Consider the following 18,365-nt stretch of genomic DNA (forward strand, 5'->3'; position numbering starts at 1 on the left):
TCAACGCTCTCCTCTTCTTAATTTTTCTAACTTTTCTGTAATATCTTTACTAAATATCTTTCGCATGGCGGGTTGCTTTTCTTTTGTGTCTTGTGTACGCCTTCTTACTTGTTGCTCCATCGCTTGTACTTCCAACTCTAATTCCCGCGCAGATTTCCGGAGCGCACCTTGAGCAAATATAACCCATTGTTCCGTATAATCAGAAGTCGCAACATATATTTGCGTATTTATATTTCTAAGTTCAATCGCAAGTTGCTCTATCTTTTCATCTGCCGTTTGATTCTTCCTCGTGAATATAACTTCCACACGCGATTGTTTCATCTTTTTTTCAATACCGTGGACTGTATACGCATCAAAAACTATCATTACCTTTGTCCCTGTGTAACCTTGGTAATCCGCCATCTTATCAATCAGTGCATCTCTTGATGACTGCAAATCTACATCCCGTAGTTTCTTCAAGTCTCCCCAAGCTCCAATAATGTTGTAACCGTCAACGATTAAAATATCGTTCATTTTTTATTTACCAATTTCGTTACGTTTACGATATACCTCATACATTAACAAACTTGCGGCCACTGAAGCATTTAAGGATGTAACTTTACCAACCATCGGTAAAGTAATTAAGAAATCACATTTTTCACCAATAATACGACTCATACCTTTTCCTTCACTTCCAATTACTAATCCAATTGGCATTTTACCATCTAAATTACGATAATCCGTTTTCCCTTTTGCATCTGTACCAGCAATCCAAAGTCCACGTTCTTTTAATTCATCGATTGTACGAGATAAATTCGTTACGCGTGCAACAGGAATATATTCAATTGCCCCAGTAGATGCTTTCGCAACTGATGCAGTAAGTCCCACAGCTCTTCTTTTCGGAATTATAATTCCATGAGCCCCTGTTGCGTCCGCAGTACGCATAATAGAACCTAGGTTATGCGGGTCTTCAATTTCATCTAGAATTAAGAAGAACGGATCTTCGTTACGCTTCTCTGCTACTTTAAATAGATCTTCTAGCTCCGCATATTGATATGCGGCCACTTGAGCAATTACACCTTGATGGTTCCCCTCAACTAATTGATCTAACTTCTTTTTTGGTGCATGTTGCAAAATAATTTTATTTTCTTTCGCTAGTGCTAGTACAATTTGTACTTGTCCTTTGGCAGCACCTTCTGCGATCCAAATTTTATTAATATCTCTCCCTGATCGTAACGCTTCAATTACAGGGTTACGTCCGATAATATATTCACTACTCATGATGATGTGCCCCCTTCCTTTTCTTCTAGAACAGCAATTGCCTTATATACAATTTCGTCTAATCTTTCACGATTATTTAATAAGTGATGATAGCCAATTAACGCTTCAAAGGCTGTACTATGTCGATATGTTTGTACATCTGTATTTTTCGGAACAGTACCTGAATTTGCATTACGCCCTCTTCTTAGTACTGCCTCTTCTTCCTCAGTTAAAAATGCTGTCTCTAATAAATGATAAACAACTTTCGCCTGTGCTTTTGCCGAAACAAAGCTTGTCCCTAATCGATGCAACTGATTAGGACGAACCTTCCCTTTTTGAAGTAGGTGATAGCGGATATATTGTTCATATACCGCATCACCCATATATGCTAACGCTAAGCTGTTTAATTGCTTTGCATCAATCATTCTTATCCTCTTTTCCATCTTGTACCTTGAGCGGTATCTTCTAAAATAATATTACGATCTTTTAAATCATCGCGAATCTGATCTGATAATGCAAAATCACGATTTTTACGAGCTTCAATACGTTTTTGAATAAGCGCCTCAATTTCTTCATCTAGTAACTCTTCTTGTGCTAATTCTAACCCTAAAATATCAAATAATGTTTCAAGTTGTTTTACGTATGCTTGAATTACCACTGTAGACGTATGTTCTTCCAGTAAATATTGATTTGCATGATTTGCTACATTATATAACTCAGTGATTGCATTAGCAGTATTGAAATCATCATTCATCGCTTCTTCAAATGCAGTTTGGAATTTTTCCAGATCAGCTAACCATTTCTCATTATGATCTGTTAAATCCGTACTACTTTCCATACGGTGTTTCAAATTACCGTAAGCTGTTTTAATTCTTTCCAGTCCGTTATTTGTGCTTTGTAATAACTCTTCACTGAAATTAATTGGGTGACGATAATGTACTGATAGCATAAAGAATCTAATTAACTGCGGATCATATTGCTTAATGATATCGTGAACTAAAATGAAGTTCCCAAGTGACTTAGACATTTTCTCATTATTAATATTAATATATCCATTGTGCATCCAATAACGTGCAAATGTTTTTCCTGTTAGCGCCTCAGACTGCGCAATTTCATTCTCATGATGAGGAAATGCCAAGTCTTGACCACCGGCGTGAATATCAATTGTGTCCCCTAAGTATTTACGCGCCATTGCCGAGCATTCGATATGCCAGCCTGGACGACCTTGACCCCAAGGGCTTTCCCAGAAGATTTCTCCTTCTTTCGCAGCTTTCCATAGTGCAAAATCAAGAGGGTCTTGTTTCTTTTCTCCTACTTCAATACGCGCACCGTGACGTAAGTCCGCGATCGGTTGATGTGATAACTTACCGTACCCTTCGAATTCCTTCGTTCTAAAGTACACATCCCCTTCTGATTCATATGCATATCCTTTATTCACAAGTTCTTGAATAAATTCAATAATAATATCCATATTTTCTGTTACACGCGGATGAACTGTTGCATGTTTGCAACCTAATGCTGTTACATCTTCAAAGTACGCTTCCACGAAACGGTCCGCAATTGTCGGCACATCTTCGCCTAACTCATTTGCTGCTTTAATTAATTTATCATCTACGTCAGTAAAGTTAGATACATACTGCACATCGTACCCTTTATATTCTAAATAACGGCGCACTGTATCAAATACCATAGGTGGTCTTGCGTTCCCGATGTGAATATAGTTATAAACTGTAGGTCCGCATACATACATCTTCACCTTATTTTCTTCTAATGGAATAAACTCTTCCTTTTGACGTGTTAACGTATTATAAATGTGAATAGTCATTTTTATCCTTCCTTTCTACCTTTACTTCAAGTTGTTTTTTCAATTTATCAAGTTCTACTTCCATGACCTTTAATTTATCAAAAATTGGGTCTGGAAGGTCGGAATGATTTAATTCTTGACCGATCTTTACTCCATTTTGAATAACGACTCGGCCAGGTATACCTACAACTGTAGAATGTGCAGGGACTTCTTTTAATACGACAGAACCTGCTCCAATTTTAGAATTCTCTCCAACTGTAATAGAACCTAGTACTTTAGCACCCGTTGCAATTAATACATTATCCTGGATTGTAGGGTGCCTCTTTCCCTTTTCTTTACCCGTACCACCTAATGTAACTCCTTGATAGATCGTTACATTGTCACCAATTTCGCACGTTTCTCCAATTACAACCCCCATTCCATGGTCAATGAAAAAACGACGACCAATTGTTGCTCCTGGATGAATCTCAATGCCAGTAAAGAAACGACTAACTTGTGAGATCCAACGTGCAATAAAGAAGAAATTCTTTTTATAAAAAGCATGTGCAATTCGATGGGCCCAAACTGCATGTAATCCAGAGTAAGTCAAAATGACTTCGAAATAACTTCTTGCCGCTGGATCCTGTTCAAAAACGACTTCAATATCTTCCCGAAGCCTCTTAAACATCGACGTTCCCTCCCCTTTATGGGCTGCTTTTTCGAGTGAACTAACTCCCTACTTATCCCCCTAAATCTTTATACACGTGGATAAAGCTTATACTCACACCCAGTTTTACGGTATAAAAAAAGACGCCTCTGTCATATTGACAGAGACGCCTTATAAGCGCGGTTCCACTCTGTTTAGGCTAAAAAAGCCTCAAACTCATCTCTGATAACGGTGTACACCGCTTCTGCTTACTTTACGTCCTAAGACGTTTCGCAAAACCATTTGCTGTTCAGCAGAAGACTCGAAGGGGCATTTCAAAAACCCGCTTATAAACCACTTCCAGCCTAAGGTGGTTCTCTCTGTAAAAAGCCTGATTTTCTACTTCTCCTTCTCGTCGCTTTTCCTTATTAGGTTTTAAGTATACTTATTATATTTCTAAACCTAGAAAATGTTAACCAATTACTTTTTGAAGACGATTTAAAACTTTTTCTTTTCCAAGAAGTGCAATAGCATTAGGAAGCTCTGGGCCGTGTGTTTGACCAGTAGTTGCAACACGGATTGGCATAAATAAGTTTTTACCTTTATGACCTGTTTCCTTTTGAACTGCTTTAATAGCAGCCTTAATTGCTGCCGGTTCCATAGCTTCTAGTGCTTCTACTTGACCAGCAAATGCACGAAGTACTTCTGGTACTTGTTCACCTTTTAATACTTCTTGTCCTTCTTCTTCATAATCAACATGATCTTTGAAGAACATTTCAGAAAGCTCTACAATTTCAGCTCCAAAGCTCATTTGTTCATGATATAACGCAATTACATCACGAATCCAAGCTTGTTCTTGTTCACTTAAAGTTTCACCTATACGTCCAGCCTTCACTAAATGCGGTAAGCTTAATTCTACCACCGTATCTAAATCTTGCTTTTTCATATATTGGTTGTTCATCCATTTTAGTTTTTGAGAATCAAATAATGCAGGTGATTTTGATAAACGAGCTGCATCGAACATTTTGATAAACTCTTCTTGAGAGAAGATTTCTTCTTCTCCTACTGGCGACCAACCTAGTAATGCAATAAAGTTAAAGATTGCTTCTGGAAGATATCCAAGCTCTTTATATTGCTCAATAAATTGAATAATAGATTCATCACGCTTACTTAATTTTTTACGGCTTTCATTTACAATTAAAGTCATATGACCGAATTGTGGAATATCCCAACCGAAAGCTTCATAAATCATCATTTGTTTTGGCGTGTTTGAAATATGGTCATCACCACGAAGCACGTGTGTAATTTCCATTAAGTGATCATCTACTGCTACTGCAAAGTTATAAGTTGGAATCCCATCTTTTTTCACGATAACGAAATCACCGAAATCATTTGAATGGAATGCAACTTCATCTTTTACAATATCTTTAAATGTGTAATCACGGTCAGCTGGTACACGGAAACGAATACTTGGAATACGTCCCTCAGCTTCAAATTCTTTCACTTGCGCTTCAGTTAAATCACGGTGGTTACCTGCGTAACGAGGTGTTTCACCACGAGCAATTTGCCCTTCGCGTTCTGCTTCTAGTTCTTCTTCTGTCATATAACATTTGTAAGCTAAACCACGCTCTAATAAATCTTCATATAACTTTTTATAAATATCTAAACGCTCTGTTTGACGATATGGTCCAAATTCACCACCAACATCAACACCTTCATCCCAGTCCATACCGAGCCATTTCAAGTATTTTAATTGGCTTTCTTCTCCACCAGCAACATTACGTTTTACATCAGTATCTTCAATACGAATAATAAACTTACCATCTTGATGACGAGCAAATAAATAATTAAATAATGCCGTACGCGCATTTCCGATATGTAAGTGTCCTGTTGGACTTGGCGCATAGCGCACTCTCACTTGCTTTTCCATAATTGGTACACCTTCCATTCTTAATGTCAACACATTCTATAATTGTACACCAAAAAAATGTGATTATCCATCTTACGAATTAAAAACCATTATTTTTTCTGTAATAAAACAACTGCTTGAGAAGCAATTCCTTCTTCTCTACCTGTAAATCCTAATTTTTCTGTTGTTGTTGCCTTTACATTGATATTATCAATAGACGTTTCTAATAGTTCACTAATGCGTTTACGCATACTTTCAATATGTGGTGCCATTTTTGGCTTTTGAGCAATAATTGTACAATCTAAATTTCCTAATTCATAACCTTGTTCACGCACAAATTCCCAAACCTTTTGCAACAATACAGCTGAATCAGCATCTTTAAAGGCAGGGTCTGTATCAGGGAAATGTTTTCCGATATCTCCTGCTGCAATTGCACCTAAACAAGCGTCCGCGATTGTATGTAACAATACATCTGCATCGGAGTGACCGATTAATCCTTTCTCATGAGGAATTGTAACCCCACCAATAATTAACGGTCTACCCTCTGCGAATTCATGCACATCAAAACCTTGTCCAATTCGAAACATTTTTTACATCCTCCTCGAGCTAAACTACTGAGCTTTATGATTCTATATTATATCGCTATCTTTATAAAGAAAAGCCCGGCTGTTGCCGAGCTTTTCTTCGCTATAATCATTGCTATCATTTCTTTTGAACGTGAAGAAAACTTTCAGCAATTAGTAAATCCTCTGGAGTCGTCACCTTAATATTATAGTAACTCCCCTCTACTACACCTACTTGCTTCCCGATACGTTCTACCAGACTTGCATCATCTGTACCAAGAAAACAACTCTGTTTCGCACTTCTATGAGCTTCTAACAAAAGAGAAACAGAGAACCCTTGCGGTGTTTGTACAGCTTTCAGCTGAGATCTTTCTACTGTTTCTACAACAACACCCTGCTCTACTTTCTTAACAGTATCTTTCACTGGCACCGCACAAATGGAAGCTCCATATTTTTCTGCTGCAGTTAATACATCTTGAATCACTTTATTCGTTACAAACGGGCGCGCACCGTCATGTACAAGAACATACTCAACATCACTCGTATGCTGAATCGCGTTATATACACTATCTTGTCTTTCAGCTCCACCTTGAATAAATTGCACTGGCTTTTTAACCGGATACTTCTGCATTAACTCTTCAAAATACGGGCGCTCTTCTTCATTAATTGCCATAATAATATTTTTACATGCTTTATCCTTTTCAAAAGCACGTAACGTATGCACAATAATCGGTACTTCATTAATAAGTAAGAACAACTTATTTTTGCCAGCACCCATCCGCTTTCCTTGACCCGCTGCTGGAATAATTAATGTATACATATTAATAATCCTCTACTTATAATGCTTTTTCTAATAATTTACGTTTGGCAAAAATCATACGCCCCGCCGATGTTTGTAACACACTCGTAACGAGTACATCGAGTTGTGAGCCCACATATTCTCTACCATCTTCTACTACAATCATTGTGCCATCATCTAAATATGCCACACCTTGATTTTGTTCTTTTCCATCTTTTACAACATAAACACTTAGTTCTTCACCTGGGAGTACAACAGGTTTAATTGCATTAGCTAAATCGTTAATGTTTAACACCGTTACCCCTTGTAATTCAGAGACCTTGTTTAAGTTGAAGTCATTCGTTACTACCGTTCCACCAGTGATTTTCGCTAACTTTACAAGTTTGCTATCCACTTCTTGAATATCGTCGAAATCGCCTTCATAAATTTCTACCGGAATCGGCATCTCTTTTTGAATACGATTTAAAATATCTAATCCTCTGCGACCACGATTACGTTTTAAAGCATCAGAAGAATCGGCAATGTGCTGAAGTTCTTCTAACACGAATTGTGGAATGACAATTGTTCCTTCTAAAAACTTTGTTTGGCAAATATCAGCAATACGTCCATCGATAATTACACTTGTATCAAGAATTTTCCAATGCGCTAAAGATTCTTCTACCTCATTTTCTGGTTCTTCATTCTCACTATTATTATTTTTCTTCTTCCCACGTTGTGGTAATGTAAATAATCCTAGCAATTCATTCCTCTTTTTAAACCCTACTTGGAATCCTAAATATCCTAGTAAAAGAGTAAAGAACACTTGCAACACTGTACTAATAACTGGAATTGTAAATTCACGAATTGGTATTAAAATTAAATACGCAACAATAAGCCCAGAGATTAACCCTAATGTACCAAATAAAACATCTGCTACAGGCGCCTTTACAAGAGCCTCTTCAATATGCTTAATAAGTTGAACAATATAATCTACAAGCCAAAATGTTGTTAAAAATAAAATAATTGCACCAATAATTGCACGAACATACGATCCTTCCAATAAAGGAACGGCACCGATGTCTAATACATTAATAACTTTTGGGATTAAGTAAATCCCTAACGCTCCCCCGATTACTAAAAAGAAGAGCTGTACAATCCGTTTTAACATCCAACCACCTCCTACTCATTATTAACCATTGTTTCGCTAATCAAAACGCCGAATGCAAAAGCGGACGTGTTTTTTTATAAATAGTTTTATTTACCAATATATCATATCATATACCAAAAATGTTCTAGTGTCGTTATATTATGGAATCAATGTAATATTCTTAATTGTGTCTACTCATATAGAGATGCTCTTGAATTCTTTTTAGGCCTTCTCGTATTTTCTTCGCCCTGACTTCTCCAATTCCTTCCACATCATCTAATTCATTAATAGTTGCACGACAAACACCCTGCAAGGTTTTAAATCGATTAATTAAATTTTCAATGATAAGTGGTGGAACACGCGAAATTTTGCTTGTGATTCGGTATCCTCTCGGCGTCACACTTTCTTCTAAGCTCGTTTGTCCCGGATATCCGAGCAATTTAACTAAATCACTATCCTCTAGAAGTTGTGTATTCGCAAGCTCTTGTAACTTTTTCAAAATTTGATGATGGTCTTGTGTTTTTTCTTGATAGTAATCTTTAATTAATAGCGCTGCCTCTGCTTCTAAGTCGGCTAGTAGTTCCGTAAGTTGTAAACGAATTAACCTACCTTCTGTTCCCAATTCATGAATATAGCTCAATATTTCATTTTTAATACGTAGTACCATTTCAACACTATGTAAAACATGAACCACCTCGGACATTGTAACAACCTCTTCAAATTCTAGAATGCCCAAATTCGTAATCCCATCATTCCATACAGCCTTATATTTTTCTAACGTCTGAATAGCCTGGTTTGCCTTTGTTAAAATAACACCTATATCTTTTAGTGTATAACGTAAATTCCCTTGGTATAGTGTAATTACGTTACGTCTTTGTGAAATAGCCACAACAAGGCTACCAGTCTGCTTTGCTACACGCTCCGCTGTTCGGTGGCGCATACCTGTCTCAATAGAGTCGATAGATGACTCTGGAACTAACTGTGCGTTCGCAATCAAAATTTTACTTCCAGTTTCATTTAAAATAAGTGCCCCATCCATTTTTGCTAATTCGTATAAACTAGCCGGAGAAAATGCACAATTAATATGAAAACCTCCATCAACAATACTTTTAATCTGCTCATTATATCCAAGAACAATTAATCCCCCTGTTTGTGCGCGAAGTACATTATCTATCCCTTCGCGCAGTGGTGTTCCCGGGGCCACAAGTTGTAAAATATTAATCATACTTTTGACACGTTGCTTGTTTTCTTCCATAGCCTAGCCTCCTAATGTCAAACGAAGCGCTTCTCCTAAATTAGATACACCAACTACCTCAATCCCATCTGGAATTGTCCATCCTCCCAAATTTTTTCTAGGAATAATAGCGCGTTGAAATCCTAATTTAGCTGCTTCTTGTACACGTTGTTCAATTCTTGATACTCTTCTTATTTCTCCAGTTAATCCTACTTCTCCTATTACTGCATCGGTTGGTGCCGTAGATTTATCTCTAAAACTTGAAGCTATACTTAAAGCGACAGCTAAATCAATTGCTGGTTCATCTAACTTCAAACCACCTGCTACTTTTAAATATGCATCCTGATTTTGCAATAATAAGCCTGTTCTTTTTTCTAGCACTGCCATAATAAGCGATACACGGTTATGATCAATTCCCGTTGCCATTCTTCGAGGGTTTCCAAAACTAGTAGGGGAGATTAATGCTTGTATTTCTACTAAAACTGGTCTTGTTCCTTCCATTGAGGCAACCACTGTTGATCCTGCAACCCCAACTGGTCTTTCCTCAAGAAAAATTTCAGAAGGGTTTAATACTTCTGCAAGGCCAAGCTCTTTCATTTCAAAAATACCCATTTCATTCGTAGAACCAAAACGATTCTTTACTGCTCGCAAAATGCGGTATGTATGATGACGGTCTCCTTCAAAGTAAAGAACTGCATCGACCATATGTTCTAACATACGAGGTCCTGCAATCGCTCCCTCTTTTGTCACATGTCCAACGATAAAAATAGGGATCCCTTTCGTTTTTGCAAGTTTCATTAATTCCGCTGTACATTCACGAACTTGTGCCACACTTCCCGGCGCTGATGTTACTTCAGGTAGATGTATTGTTTGAATAGAATCAATAACAACAAAGGCTGGGTTCACCTCTTCAATATGTGTTGCAATTCGCTGTAAATCCGTCTCTGATACAACAAATAGATTACTACCATTTACATGTAAACGATCCGCACGCAGTTTAATCTGTTTTGCTGATTCTTCACCCGATATATATAGGACATCATATGAAGAATCTGCTAATTGCGATGATATTTGTAACAGTAACGTTGATTTTCCAATCCCGGGGTCTCCACCAATCAGTACTAAGGATCCATCTACAATCCCGCCACCAAGTACACGGTTAAATTCTTGAAATTTTGTTTCAATACGCGCCTCAGACTTTGTTTCCACTTCTGTTAGACGTCTTGGTTTTGTTACTTCTGTTTGAATTGCATTGGCATAATTAAGGCGCCTTGATGATACAACTGGTTCCATCTCTTCAACAAGCGTATTCCATTGACCACATCCAGGGCATTTCCCCATATATTTTGGTGACTGATACCCACACTCTTGACATGTGAATTTTGTTTTCTTTTTAGCCATATTGTTTTATATCTCACTTCACTTTCATCTATAACAATTTATCCTTGTCGTACAAGAAAGAGGGCTATCTCGTAGCCCTCTTAGTTTGTCTATACTTATTTTACCTTTTCAGCACTATGAATGACAAATGATTCTCCTTCAACATCAAAGATAACTTTTTGTCCTTTCTCAATAGCACCTTTTAAAAGTTCTTCCGATAGTCTATCTTCTACATGTTTCTGAATTGCTCTACGAAGCGGACGAGCACCGTACTCTCGGTCAAACCCTTTATCAGCAATAGCCGAAATCGCTCCTTCTGTTAAATGCAATTCAATTTCTTGCTCTTTTAAGCGATTTACTAACTGATTTACCATAAGTGTTACAATCTCTTGAATATGTTTTTTCTCAAGCATATGGAACACGATAATTTCATCAATACGGTTTAAGAATTCTGGACGGAATGCCTTTTTCAGTTCATCCATTACTTTACCTTTCATATCTGAATAATCGCGGCTCTCATCTTGTACGTTAAATCCAAGATGCTTATTACGTTTTAATGCTTCTGCACCAACGTTAGATGTCATAATAACAATTGTATTACGGAAATCAACTGTACGCCCTTTAGAATCTGTTAAGCGACCATCTTCTAATACTTGTAGTAAAATGTTAAACACATCAGGATGAGCTTTCTCTACTTCATCTAATAAGACAACTGAATATGGCTTACGGCGAACCTTTTCTGTTAATTGTCCACCTTCTTCATATCCAACATATCCTGGAGGAGATCCAACTAAACGAGAAGTAGAATGCTTCTCCATGTACTCAGACATATCGATGCGAATCATTGCATCCTCATCACCGAACATAGATTCTGCCAACGCTCTTGCTAGCTCCGTTTTACCTACACCTGTTGGTCCTAAGAAAATAAATGAACCAATCGGACGTTTCGGATCTTTCAAGCCTGCTCTAGCACGACGAACAGCTTTCGCTACAGCTACTACCGCTTCATCTTGACCAATAACACGATCGTGAAGAATCGATTCTAAGTTTAATAATTTATCAGTCTCTGTTTGTGCAAGTTTAGAAACCGGGATACGAGTCCACGTAGAAACGACATTTGCAATATCTTCTACTGTCACTTCTGAGTTTTCTTTTCCTTGTTGCTCTTTCCATTGACGCTTCGTATCTTCTAACTTCTCACGTAAGCGTTGTTCCATATCACGTAGCGAAGCAGCTTTTTCAAATTCTTGACTTTGTACAGCTGCATCTTTCTCTTTTCTAATTTCCTCAAGCTTCACTTCAAGCTCTTTTAGATTTGGTGGTGTTGTATAAGAGCGTAAGCGAACCTTTGAAGCAGCTTCATCAATTAAATCAATTGCTTTATCTGGTAAGAAACGATCTGTAATATAACGATCTGAAAGCTTTACAGCTGCATCAATTGCATCATCCGTAATAGATACGCGGTGATGTGCCTCATAACGATCGCGTAAACCTTTCAAAATTTGAGTTGATTCATCTAAACTTGGCTCATCAACGTGAATTGGTTGGAAACGTCTCTCTAAAGCTGCGTCTTTTTCAATATATTTGCGGTATTCATCTAACGTTGTCGCCCCAATACATTGTAATTCACCACGAGCTAAAGATGGTTTTAAAATATTCGATGCGTCAATAGCACCTTCTGCGCCACCTGCACCAATTAATGTATGAAGTTCATCAATAAATAGAATGATATTTCCTGCTTGGCGGATTTCATCCATTACTTTCTTCAAACGGTCTTCAAATTCACCACGGTATTTCGTTCCGGCTACCACCGTACCCATATCTAGTGTCATAACACGCTTATCTCTTAAAGTTTCAGGAACTTCATTATTTACAATTTGTTGTGCTAATCCTTCTGCAATTGCCGTTTTACCTACACCAGGCTCCCCAATTAATACAGGGTTGTTTTTTGTTCTACGACTTAAAACTTCAATTACACGTTGAATTTCTTTACCACGTCCAATAACAGGATCTAAACGATTTTCACGTGCAACAACTGTTAAATCACGTGCTAAGCTATCAAGTGTTGGTGTATTTGCATTTGTTGAAGAACCACCTTGATGACCTGAACTTGCTTCATTACTTCCAAGAAGTTGCAATACTTGTTGTCTTGCCTTATTTAAGCTAACACCTAAATTATTTAAAACACGTGCTGCTACCCCTTCACCTTCGCGGATTAAACCAAGTAAGATATGTTCTGTTCCAACATAAGAATGGCCTAATTTGCGAGCTTCATCCATAGACAACTCAATAACCTTTTTAGCACGCGGTGTATAATGTACAGTTTGAGAAGCTTCTGTTCCGCGCCCAATTAACGCTTCTACCTCTTTTTGAACTTTCTCCGGGCTTAATCCAAGAGCAATCAACGCTTTTGCTGCAATTCCTTCACCTTCGCGTACAAGCCCAAGTAAAATATGTTCTGTTCCAATATTGTTATGCCCAATACGAATCGCTTCCTCTTGAGATAAAGCTAATACTTTCTGTGCTCTTTCTGTAAATCTTCCAAACATCATAGAAATCGCCTCCTACTTGCGCTTAGTTTTTTTCAATACGTAATCGCTCACGGATTAAGGTTGCTCTTCGATAATCTCTTTCTTCTGGTCCTAAAGGTCCTCCTGCATATTGTTGTAAAATGCCTGGTTGTGTAAGGACCATTAGCTCAGTCAAAATATTTCTCGATATACCTTTTATATATCCTAAATCAATACCAAGTCGTAAATCTGATAAGCAATTGGCTGCTTCCGCAGATTGAATTAAACGACTGTTGGCTAGTATGCCATAAGAGCGATAAACTTTATCTTCAAGCTCAATACTTGAATTTTGTACAATTAATTCTCTAGCCATCTTTTCTTGCTGTATGATTTGTTGAATGACACTCTTTAAATCTGCAATAATATCTTCTTCAGATTTTCCTAGCGTCATTTGGTTTGACACTTGAAATATATTACCTAACGCTTCGCTACCTTCACCGTATATTCCTCTTACTACTAACCCTAATTTTTGAATTACTTGTATAATACGGCTAATTCTTTTCGTTAAAACGAGTCCCGGTAAATGAATCATTACGGAAGCCCTCAATCCTGTACCAACATTAGTAGGGCAGCTTGTAATATATCCAAGTGATTCATCAAAAGCATATTCAACCTCTTTCTCAATCCAATTATCTATTTGATTGGCACTTTGAAGAGCCTCTGATAACTGCAATCCTGAAAATAAGCACTGAATCCGAATATGGTCTTCTTCATTCAGCATAACACTAATATGTTCGCTTTCTGACAATAGACATGCTCCATATTCTGTTCCTGCAAGGTTGGGACTAATTAAATGCTTTTCAACTAATACTCTCCTTTGAAGAGGCGTCAATTCATTCATTTGTAATAGCTCAAACTCTCCAAAAGGTTCTACCGTTTTATTTATAAATTCCTTTTTAAATAATTCTTGAATCAGTTTAGCTTCTTCTTCATTTTGCATAGTAGAGAATTGATATTTTTTAAAATTACGAGCCAAACGAATTCGACTACTTAAAACAATATCAGAATCAGGGCCATCCCCCTTCATCCATGGACTAATCGCTTCATTCATAATTTTGTCCAGTGACATAGAACTATTCCCCCTCTCTATGCTCACTAAGCTGATTTTCAAGGTTTCTAATTTTATCCCTTACTTCAGCAGCTTTCTCAAATTCCTCTTTCTGTACGTATTGTTTCAGAATGAGTTTTAGTTCATCTAATTCTTTCTTTAAGTGAATATTTCCTTCTATACGCTCCGGAATTTTTCCGCAATGATCTGTATGCCCGCCGTGAAGACGTTTTAATAACGGCTTTAAATGTTCCTTAAATGTATCGTAACAAGAAGCACATCCAAAGCGTCCTACCTTTGTAAGTTGCTCATATGTCATTTTACAATCTGGACATCTTAATATATTTGTGTTCGAAAATCCGCTTTTTCCTTCTTCAAACATTGTTGATTCACCGTGTAATAACCCAGCAAATAAATCATGGAATGAAAAGTTAGACTGCGATGATTGAAAGAAAGACGTATAGCCACTTTGTTCTGCACATTGCTCACAAAGATGAACTTCCGCCTTCTTTTCGTTAATTACTTTTGTATAATGTAAAGTTGCTGGTCTTATATTACAGTTTTGACAAGTCATCACTATCCCCACCTTTACAACAGGAACGATCTATCTCATAGTACTTTTCATACATTACTAGACTGTTCACTTTCCTTTATTCGTTTACATAAAAGTGCGTGTTGTTTTTTTCAAAACTTCTACAATATTTAACTGCTTTATCTCTTAGTTATTATTCTTTTACAAAAGCTGTATTTATTTATATTTCAGTGTTCTTAACATTGCGCATAATATTCGAGCCCTAAGTTCATCTCGAGAAGGAACATCCATTGATAATACAGAACGATCTAGTACGCTTAACATAAGTTTAGCTTCACGATTCGTTATGATTCCCTCTTCTATTAAACGTATAATCATACTCTCTGCATTTCCTTGCGCAACGCTATGATCAATCATATGAAGCATTTGATCAATAATGTCTATATCATCATGCAGTTTGACTTTTATAATGCGAATGTAACCTCCTCCACCACGTTTACTTTCTACTACAAATCCTCTTTCTAACGTAAAACGGGTATTGATTACATAATTGATTTGAGATGGTACGCACTCGAATCGATCCGCAATCTCATTTCTTTTGATTTCAATCACATTATTATTACTTAAGTCAATAACTTGCTTTAGATATTGCTCAATGATATCAGATATATTTCTCATTTATCCGCCACCTTTATTGACTTTGACTATCTTTGACTTTAATTATATACGTATTAATAAAATTTGCAACTCTTTTGCTTATTTACTATCCTAGCCACATTTTCCTGAATTTAATCAAAATAATAATTATTTAAATACATTTTTAATTACTATGGATTATAAAAGAAAACACGAAAAAACACGAGTCATTTGACTCGTGTTTAGTTGCTTGGCGACGTCCTACTCTCACAGGGACAAGGTCCCAACTACCATCGGCGCTAGAGAGCTTAACTTCCGTGTTCGGTATGGGAACGGGTGTGACCTCTCTGCCATCATCACCAAACTATGAAGGCATATTCCTTCAAAACTAGATAACATTTGCTACATATTATATGGTTAAGTCCTCGATCTATTAGTATTCGTCAGCTCCACATGTCACCATGCTTCCACCTCGAACCTATCAACCTGATCATCTTTCAGGGATCTTACTAGCTTACGCTATGGGAAATCTCATCTTGAGGGGGGCTTCATGCTTAGATGCTTTCAGCACTTATCCCTTCCGCACATAGCTACCCAGCTATGCCCTTGGCAGAACAACTGGTACACCAGCGGTGCGTCCATCCCGGTCCTCTCGTACTAAGGACAGCTCCTCTCAAATTTCCTACGCCCACGACGGATAGGGACCGAACTGTCTCACGACGTTCTGAACCCAGCTCGCGTACCGCTTTAATGGGCGAACAGCCCAACCCTTGGGACCGACTACAGCCCCAGGATGCGATGAGCCGACATCGAGGTGCCAAACCTCCCCGTCGATGTGGACTCTTGGGGGAGATAAGCCTGTTATCCCCGGGGTAGCTTTTATCCGTTGAGCGATGGCCCTTCCATGCGGAACCACCGGATCACTAAGCCCGACTTTCGTCCCTGCTCGACTTGTAGGTCTCGCAGTCAAGCTCCCTTATGCCTTTGCACTCTACGAATGATTTCCAACCATTCTGAGGGAACCTTTGGGCGCCTCCGTTACACTTTAGGAGGCGACCGCCCCAGTCAAACTGCCCACCTGACACTGTCTCCCGGGTCGATAAGACCCGTAGGTTAGAATTTCAATACAGTCAGGGCGGTATCCCACCAGCGCCTCCACCGAAGCTAGCGCTCCGGTTTCAAAGGCTCCCGCCTATCCTGTACAAACTGTACCAAAATTCAATATCAGGCTACAGTAAAGCTCCACGGGGTCTTTCCGTCCTGTCGCGGGTAACCTGCATCTTCACAGGTACTATAATTTCACCGAGTCTCTGGTTGAGACAGTGCCCAAATCGTTACACCTTTCGTGCGGGTCGGAACTTACCCGACAAGGAATTTCGCTACCTTAGGACCGTTATAGTTACGGCCGCCGTTTACTGGGGCTTCAGTTCAGAGCTTCGCTTACGCTAACCCCTCTCCTTAACCTTCCAGCACCGGGCAGGTGTCACCCCCTATACTTCGCCTTACGGCTTCGCAGAGAGCTGTGTTTTTGCTAAACAGTCGCTTGGGCCTATTCACTGCGGCTTTCCGTTAAGAAAGCACCCCTTCTCCCGAAGTTACGGGGTCATTTTGCCGAGTTCCTTAACCAGAGTTCTCTCGCACACCTTAGGATTCTCTCCTCGCCTACCTGTGTCGGTTTGCGGTACAGGCACCTTTATCTCGCTAGAAGCTTTTCTTGGCAGCGGGGAATCAAAGACTTCGCTCCATAAGGAGCTTCCCCATCACAGCTCAGCCTTTACGATAAGCGGATTTGCCTACTTATCAGCCTAACTGCTTGGACGTGCACAACCAATCGCACGCTTCTTCTATCCTTCTGCGTCCCTCCATTGCTCAAACGATAAAGAGGTGGTACAGGAATATCAACCTGTTGTCCATCGCCTACGCCTGTCGGCCTCGGCTTAGGTCCTGACTAACCCTGAGCGGACGAGCCTTCCTCAGGAAACCTTAGGCATTCGGTGGACGGGATTCTCACCCGTCTTTCGCTACTCATACCGGCATTCTCACTTCTAAGCACTCCACCAGTCCTTCCGGTCTGACTTCACTGTCCTTAGAACGCTCCCCTACCACTGATACCATTGGTATCAATCCGCAGCTTCGGTGGTGTATTTAGCCCCGGTACATTTTCGGCGCAGAGTCACTCGACTAGTGAGCTATTACGCACTCTTTAAATGGTGGCTGCTTCTAAGCCAACATCCTAGTTGTCTAAGCAACTCCACATCCTTTTCCACTTAATACACACTTTGGTACCTTAGCTGGCGGTCTGGGCTGTTTCCCTTTTGACTACGGATCTTATCACTCGCAGTCTGACTCCTAAGGATAAGTCATTGGCATTCGGAGTTTGACTGAATTCGGTAATCCGATGATGACCCCTAGTCCAATCAGTGCTCTACCTCCAAGACTCTTACACTTAAGGCTAGCCCTAAAGCTATTTCGGGGAGAACCAGCTATCTCCAGGTTCGATTGGAATTTCTCCGCTACCCACACCTCATCCCCGCACTTTTCAACGTGCGTGGGTTCGGGCCTCCATTCAGTGTTACCTGAACTTCACCCTGGACATGGGTAGATCACCTGGTTTCGGGTCTACGACCACGTACTAAACGCCCTATTCAGACTCGCTTTCGCTGCGGCTCCGCCTCTTCAGCTTAACCTCGCACGGGATCGTAACTCGCCGGTTCATTCTACAAAAGGCACGCCATCACCCGTTAACGGGCTCTGACTATTTGTAGGCACACGGTTTCAGGATCTCTTTCACTCCCCTTCCGGGGTGCTTTTCACCTTTCCCTCACGGTACTGGTTCACTATCGATCACTAGGGAGTATTTAGCCTTGGGAGATGGTCCTCCCAGATTCCGACGGAATTTC

The 18,365-nt window shown here is 39.2% G+C and carries 15 protein-coding genes, 2 rRNA genes and 1 other annotated feature (1 of these 18 only partly in view); all 17 genes read right to left on the reverse strand.

Annotated features, from left to right (window positions below; translation table 11 throughout):
• Positions 1-513, reverse strand: a complete 513-nt coding sequence (locus LMD38_RS25695; RefSeq protein WP_000997883.1) for an NYN domain-containing protein — start codon at positions 511-513, stop codon at positions 1-3.
• 3 nt (positions 514-516) lie between these two features.
• Complete coding sequence (gene rlmB / locus LMD38_RS25700; protein WP_000093759.1) at positions 517-1,260, reverse strand: 23S rRNA (guanosine(2251)-2'-O)-methyltransferase RlmB; 744 nt, start codon at positions 1,258-1,260, stop codon at positions 517-519.
• Positions 1,257-1,664 carry a Mini-ribonuclease 3 gene (locus LMD38_RS25705; protein WP_000564261.1) on the reverse strand — a complete coding sequence of 136 codons (408 nt, stop codon included), beginning with the start codon at positions 1,662-1,664 and terminating at the stop codon, positions 1,257-1,259. The genes rlmB and LMD38_RS25705 overlap by 4 nt, the downstream gene beginning before the upstream one ends.
• A gap of 2 nt (positions 1,665-1,666) precedes the next feature.
• Positions 1,667-3,064 (reverse strand): cysteine--tRNA ligase, encoded by a 1,398-nt coding sequence (cysS, locus tag LMD38_RS25710; protein WP_000152256.1) that lies wholly within the window; start codon positions 3,062-3,064, stop codon positions 1,667-1,669.
• The gene (gene cysE, locus LMD38_RS25715) at positions 3,045-3,710 is read right to left on the reverse strand and encodes a serine O-acetyltransferase (RefSeq protein WP_000476500.1); all 666 of its coding nucleotides are present in this window, start codon (positions 3,708-3,710) and stop codon (positions 3,045-3,047) included. Before cysE ends, cysS begins: the two co-directional genes overlap by 20 nt.
• A 138-nt stretch (positions 3,711-3,848) precedes the next feature.
• Positions 3,849-4,093: a binding site (T-box leader), on the reverse strand.
• Between the two features lie 47 nt (positions 4,094-4,140).
• On the reverse strand, positions 4,141-5,598 hold the full coding sequence (gltX, locus tag LMD38_RS25720) for a glutamate--tRNA ligase (RefSeq protein ID WP_000415154.1): 1,458 nt from the start codon (positions 5,596-5,598) through the stop codon (positions 4,141-4,143).
• 89 nt (positions 5,599-5,687) lie between these two features.
• Positions 5,688-6,164, reverse strand: coding sequence for a 2-C-methyl-D-erythritol 2,4-cyclodiphosphate synthase (gene ispF / locus LMD38_RS25725; RefSeq protein WP_000488396.1), 477 nt, complete (start codon positions 6,162-6,164; stop codon positions 5,688-5,690).
• Positions 6,165-6,279: 115 nt separating this feature from the next.
• Positions 6,280-6,960, reverse strand: coding sequence for a 2-C-methyl-D-erythritol 4-phosphate cytidylyltransferase (gene ispD / locus LMD38_RS25730; protein WP_000288294.1), 681 nt, complete (start codon positions 6,958-6,960; stop codon positions 6,280-6,282).
• Positions 6,961-6,976: 16 nt separating this feature from the next.
• Entirely contained in the window at positions 6,977-8,086 is a 1,110-nt protein-coding gene (locus tag LMD38_RS25735; RefSeq protein WP_000919684.1) for a PIN/TRAM domain-containing protein, read from the reverse strand.
• A gap of 160 nt (positions 8,087-8,246) precedes the next feature.
• Positions 8,247-9,320 carry a DNA integrity scanning diadenylate cyclase DisA gene (gene disA / locus LMD38_RS25740; RefSeq protein WP_000392168.1) on the reverse strand — a complete coding sequence of 358 codons (1,074 nt, stop codon included), beginning with the start codon at positions 9,318-9,320 and terminating at the stop codon, positions 8,247-8,249.
• Between the two features lie 3 nt (positions 9,321-9,323).
• Entirely contained in the window at positions 9,324-10,700 is a 1,377-nt protein-coding gene (gene radA, locus LMD38_RS25745) for a DNA repair protein RadA (RefSeq protein WP_001085212.1), read from the reverse strand.
• A 95-nt stretch (positions 10,701-10,795) separates the two neighbouring features.
• Positions 10,796-13,231 carry an ATP-dependent protease ATP-binding subunit ClpC gene (gene clpC / locus LMD38_RS25750; RefSeq protein WP_000971179.1) on the reverse strand — a complete coding sequence of 812 codons (2,436 nt, stop codon included), beginning with the start codon at positions 13,229-13,231 and terminating at the stop codon, positions 10,796-10,798.
• Positions 13,232-13,253: 22 nt separating this feature from the next.
• A complete protein-coding gene (locus LMD38_RS25755; protein ID WP_016716245.1) occupies positions 13,254-14,318 on the reverse strand; it encodes a protein-arginine kinase McsB in 1,065 nt (354 codons plus the stop codon).
• 4 nt (positions 14,319-14,322) lie between these two features.
• Positions 14,323-14,871: a protein-arginine kinase activator protein McsA gene (locus tag LMD38_RS25760; RefSeq protein ID WP_000128394.1), complete on the reverse strand. Its 549-nt coding sequence runs from the start codon at positions 14,869-14,871 to the stop codon at positions 14,323-14,325.
• Between the two features lie 174 nt (positions 14,872-15,045).
• Positions 15,046-15,507, reverse strand: coding sequence for a transcriptional regulator CtsR (gene ctsR / locus LMD38_RS25765; protein ID WP_001244563.1), 462 nt, complete (start codon positions 15,505-15,507; stop codon positions 15,046-15,048).
• A 206-nt stretch (positions 15,508-15,713) separates the two neighbouring features.
• Positions 15,714-15,829 (reverse strand): 5S ribosomal RNA (gene rrf / locus LMD38_RS25770).
• Between the two features lie 49 nt (positions 15,830-15,878).
• A 23S ribosomal RNA gene (locus tag LMD38_RS25775) occupies positions 15,879-18,365 on the reverse strand; it runs 434 nt beyond the window's last position.

Source organism: Bacillus pacificus (genome assembly GCF_020861345.1).
GTDB classification, from domain to species: domain Bacteria; phylum Bacillota; class Bacilli; order Bacillales; family Bacillaceae_G; genus Bacillus_A; species Bacillus_A pacificus.

Coding starts and splice junctions, on each gene's coding strand:
- LMD38_RS25695 (WP_000997883.1), bottom strand. CDS start 513: ATGAACGATATTTTAATCGTTGACGGTTACAACATTATTGGAGCTTGG.
- rlmB (WP_000093759.1), bottom strand. CDS start 1,260: ATGAGTAGTGAATATATTATCGGACGTAACCCTGTAATTGAAGCGTTA.
- LMD38_RS25705 (WP_000564261.1), bottom strand. CDS start 1,664: ATGATTGATGCAAAGCAATTAAACAGCTTAGCGTTAGCATATATGGGT.
- cysS (WP_000152256.1), bottom strand. CDS start 3,064: ATGACTATTCACATTTATAATACGTTAACACGTCAAAAGGAAGAGTTT.
- cysE (WP_000476500.1), bottom strand. CDS start 3,710: ATGTTTAAGAGGCTTCGGGAAGATATTGAAGTCGTTTTTGAACAGGAT.
- gltX (WP_000415154.1), bottom strand. CDS start 5,598: ATGGAAAAGCAAGTGAGAGTGCGCTATGCGCCAAGTCCAACAGGACAC.
- ispF (WP_000488396.1), bottom strand. CDS start 6,164: ATGTTTCGAATTGGACAAGGTTTTGATGTGCATGAATTCGCAGAGGGT.
- ispD (WP_000288294.1), bottom strand. CDS start 6,960: ATGTATACATTAATTATTCCAGCAGCGGGTCAAGGAAAGCGGATGGGT.
- LMD38_RS25735 (WP_000919684.1), bottom strand. CDS start 8,086: ATGTTAAAACGGATTGTACAGCTCTTCTTTTTAGTAATCGGGGGAGCG.
- disA (WP_000392168.1), bottom strand. CDS start 9,320: ATGGAAGAAAACAAGCAACGTGTCAAAAGTATGATTAATATTTTACAA.
- radA (WP_001085212.1), bottom strand. CDS start 10,700: ATGGCTAAAAAGAAAACAAAATTCACATGTCAAGAGTGTGGGTATCAG.
- clpC (WP_000971179.1), bottom strand. CDS start 13,231: ATGATGTTTGGAAGATTTACAGAAAGAGCACAGAAAGTATTAGCTTTA.
- LMD38_RS25755 (WP_016716245.1), bottom strand. CDS start 14,318: ATGTCACTGGACAAAATTATGAATGAAGCGATTAGTCCATGGATGAAG.
- LMD38_RS25760 (WP_000128394.1), bottom strand. CDS start 14,871: ATGACTTGTCAAAACTGTAATATAAGACCAGCAACTTTACATTATACA.
- ctsR (WP_001244563.1), bottom strand. CDS start 15,507: ATGAGAAATATATCTGATATCATTGAGCAATATCTAAAGCAAGTTATT.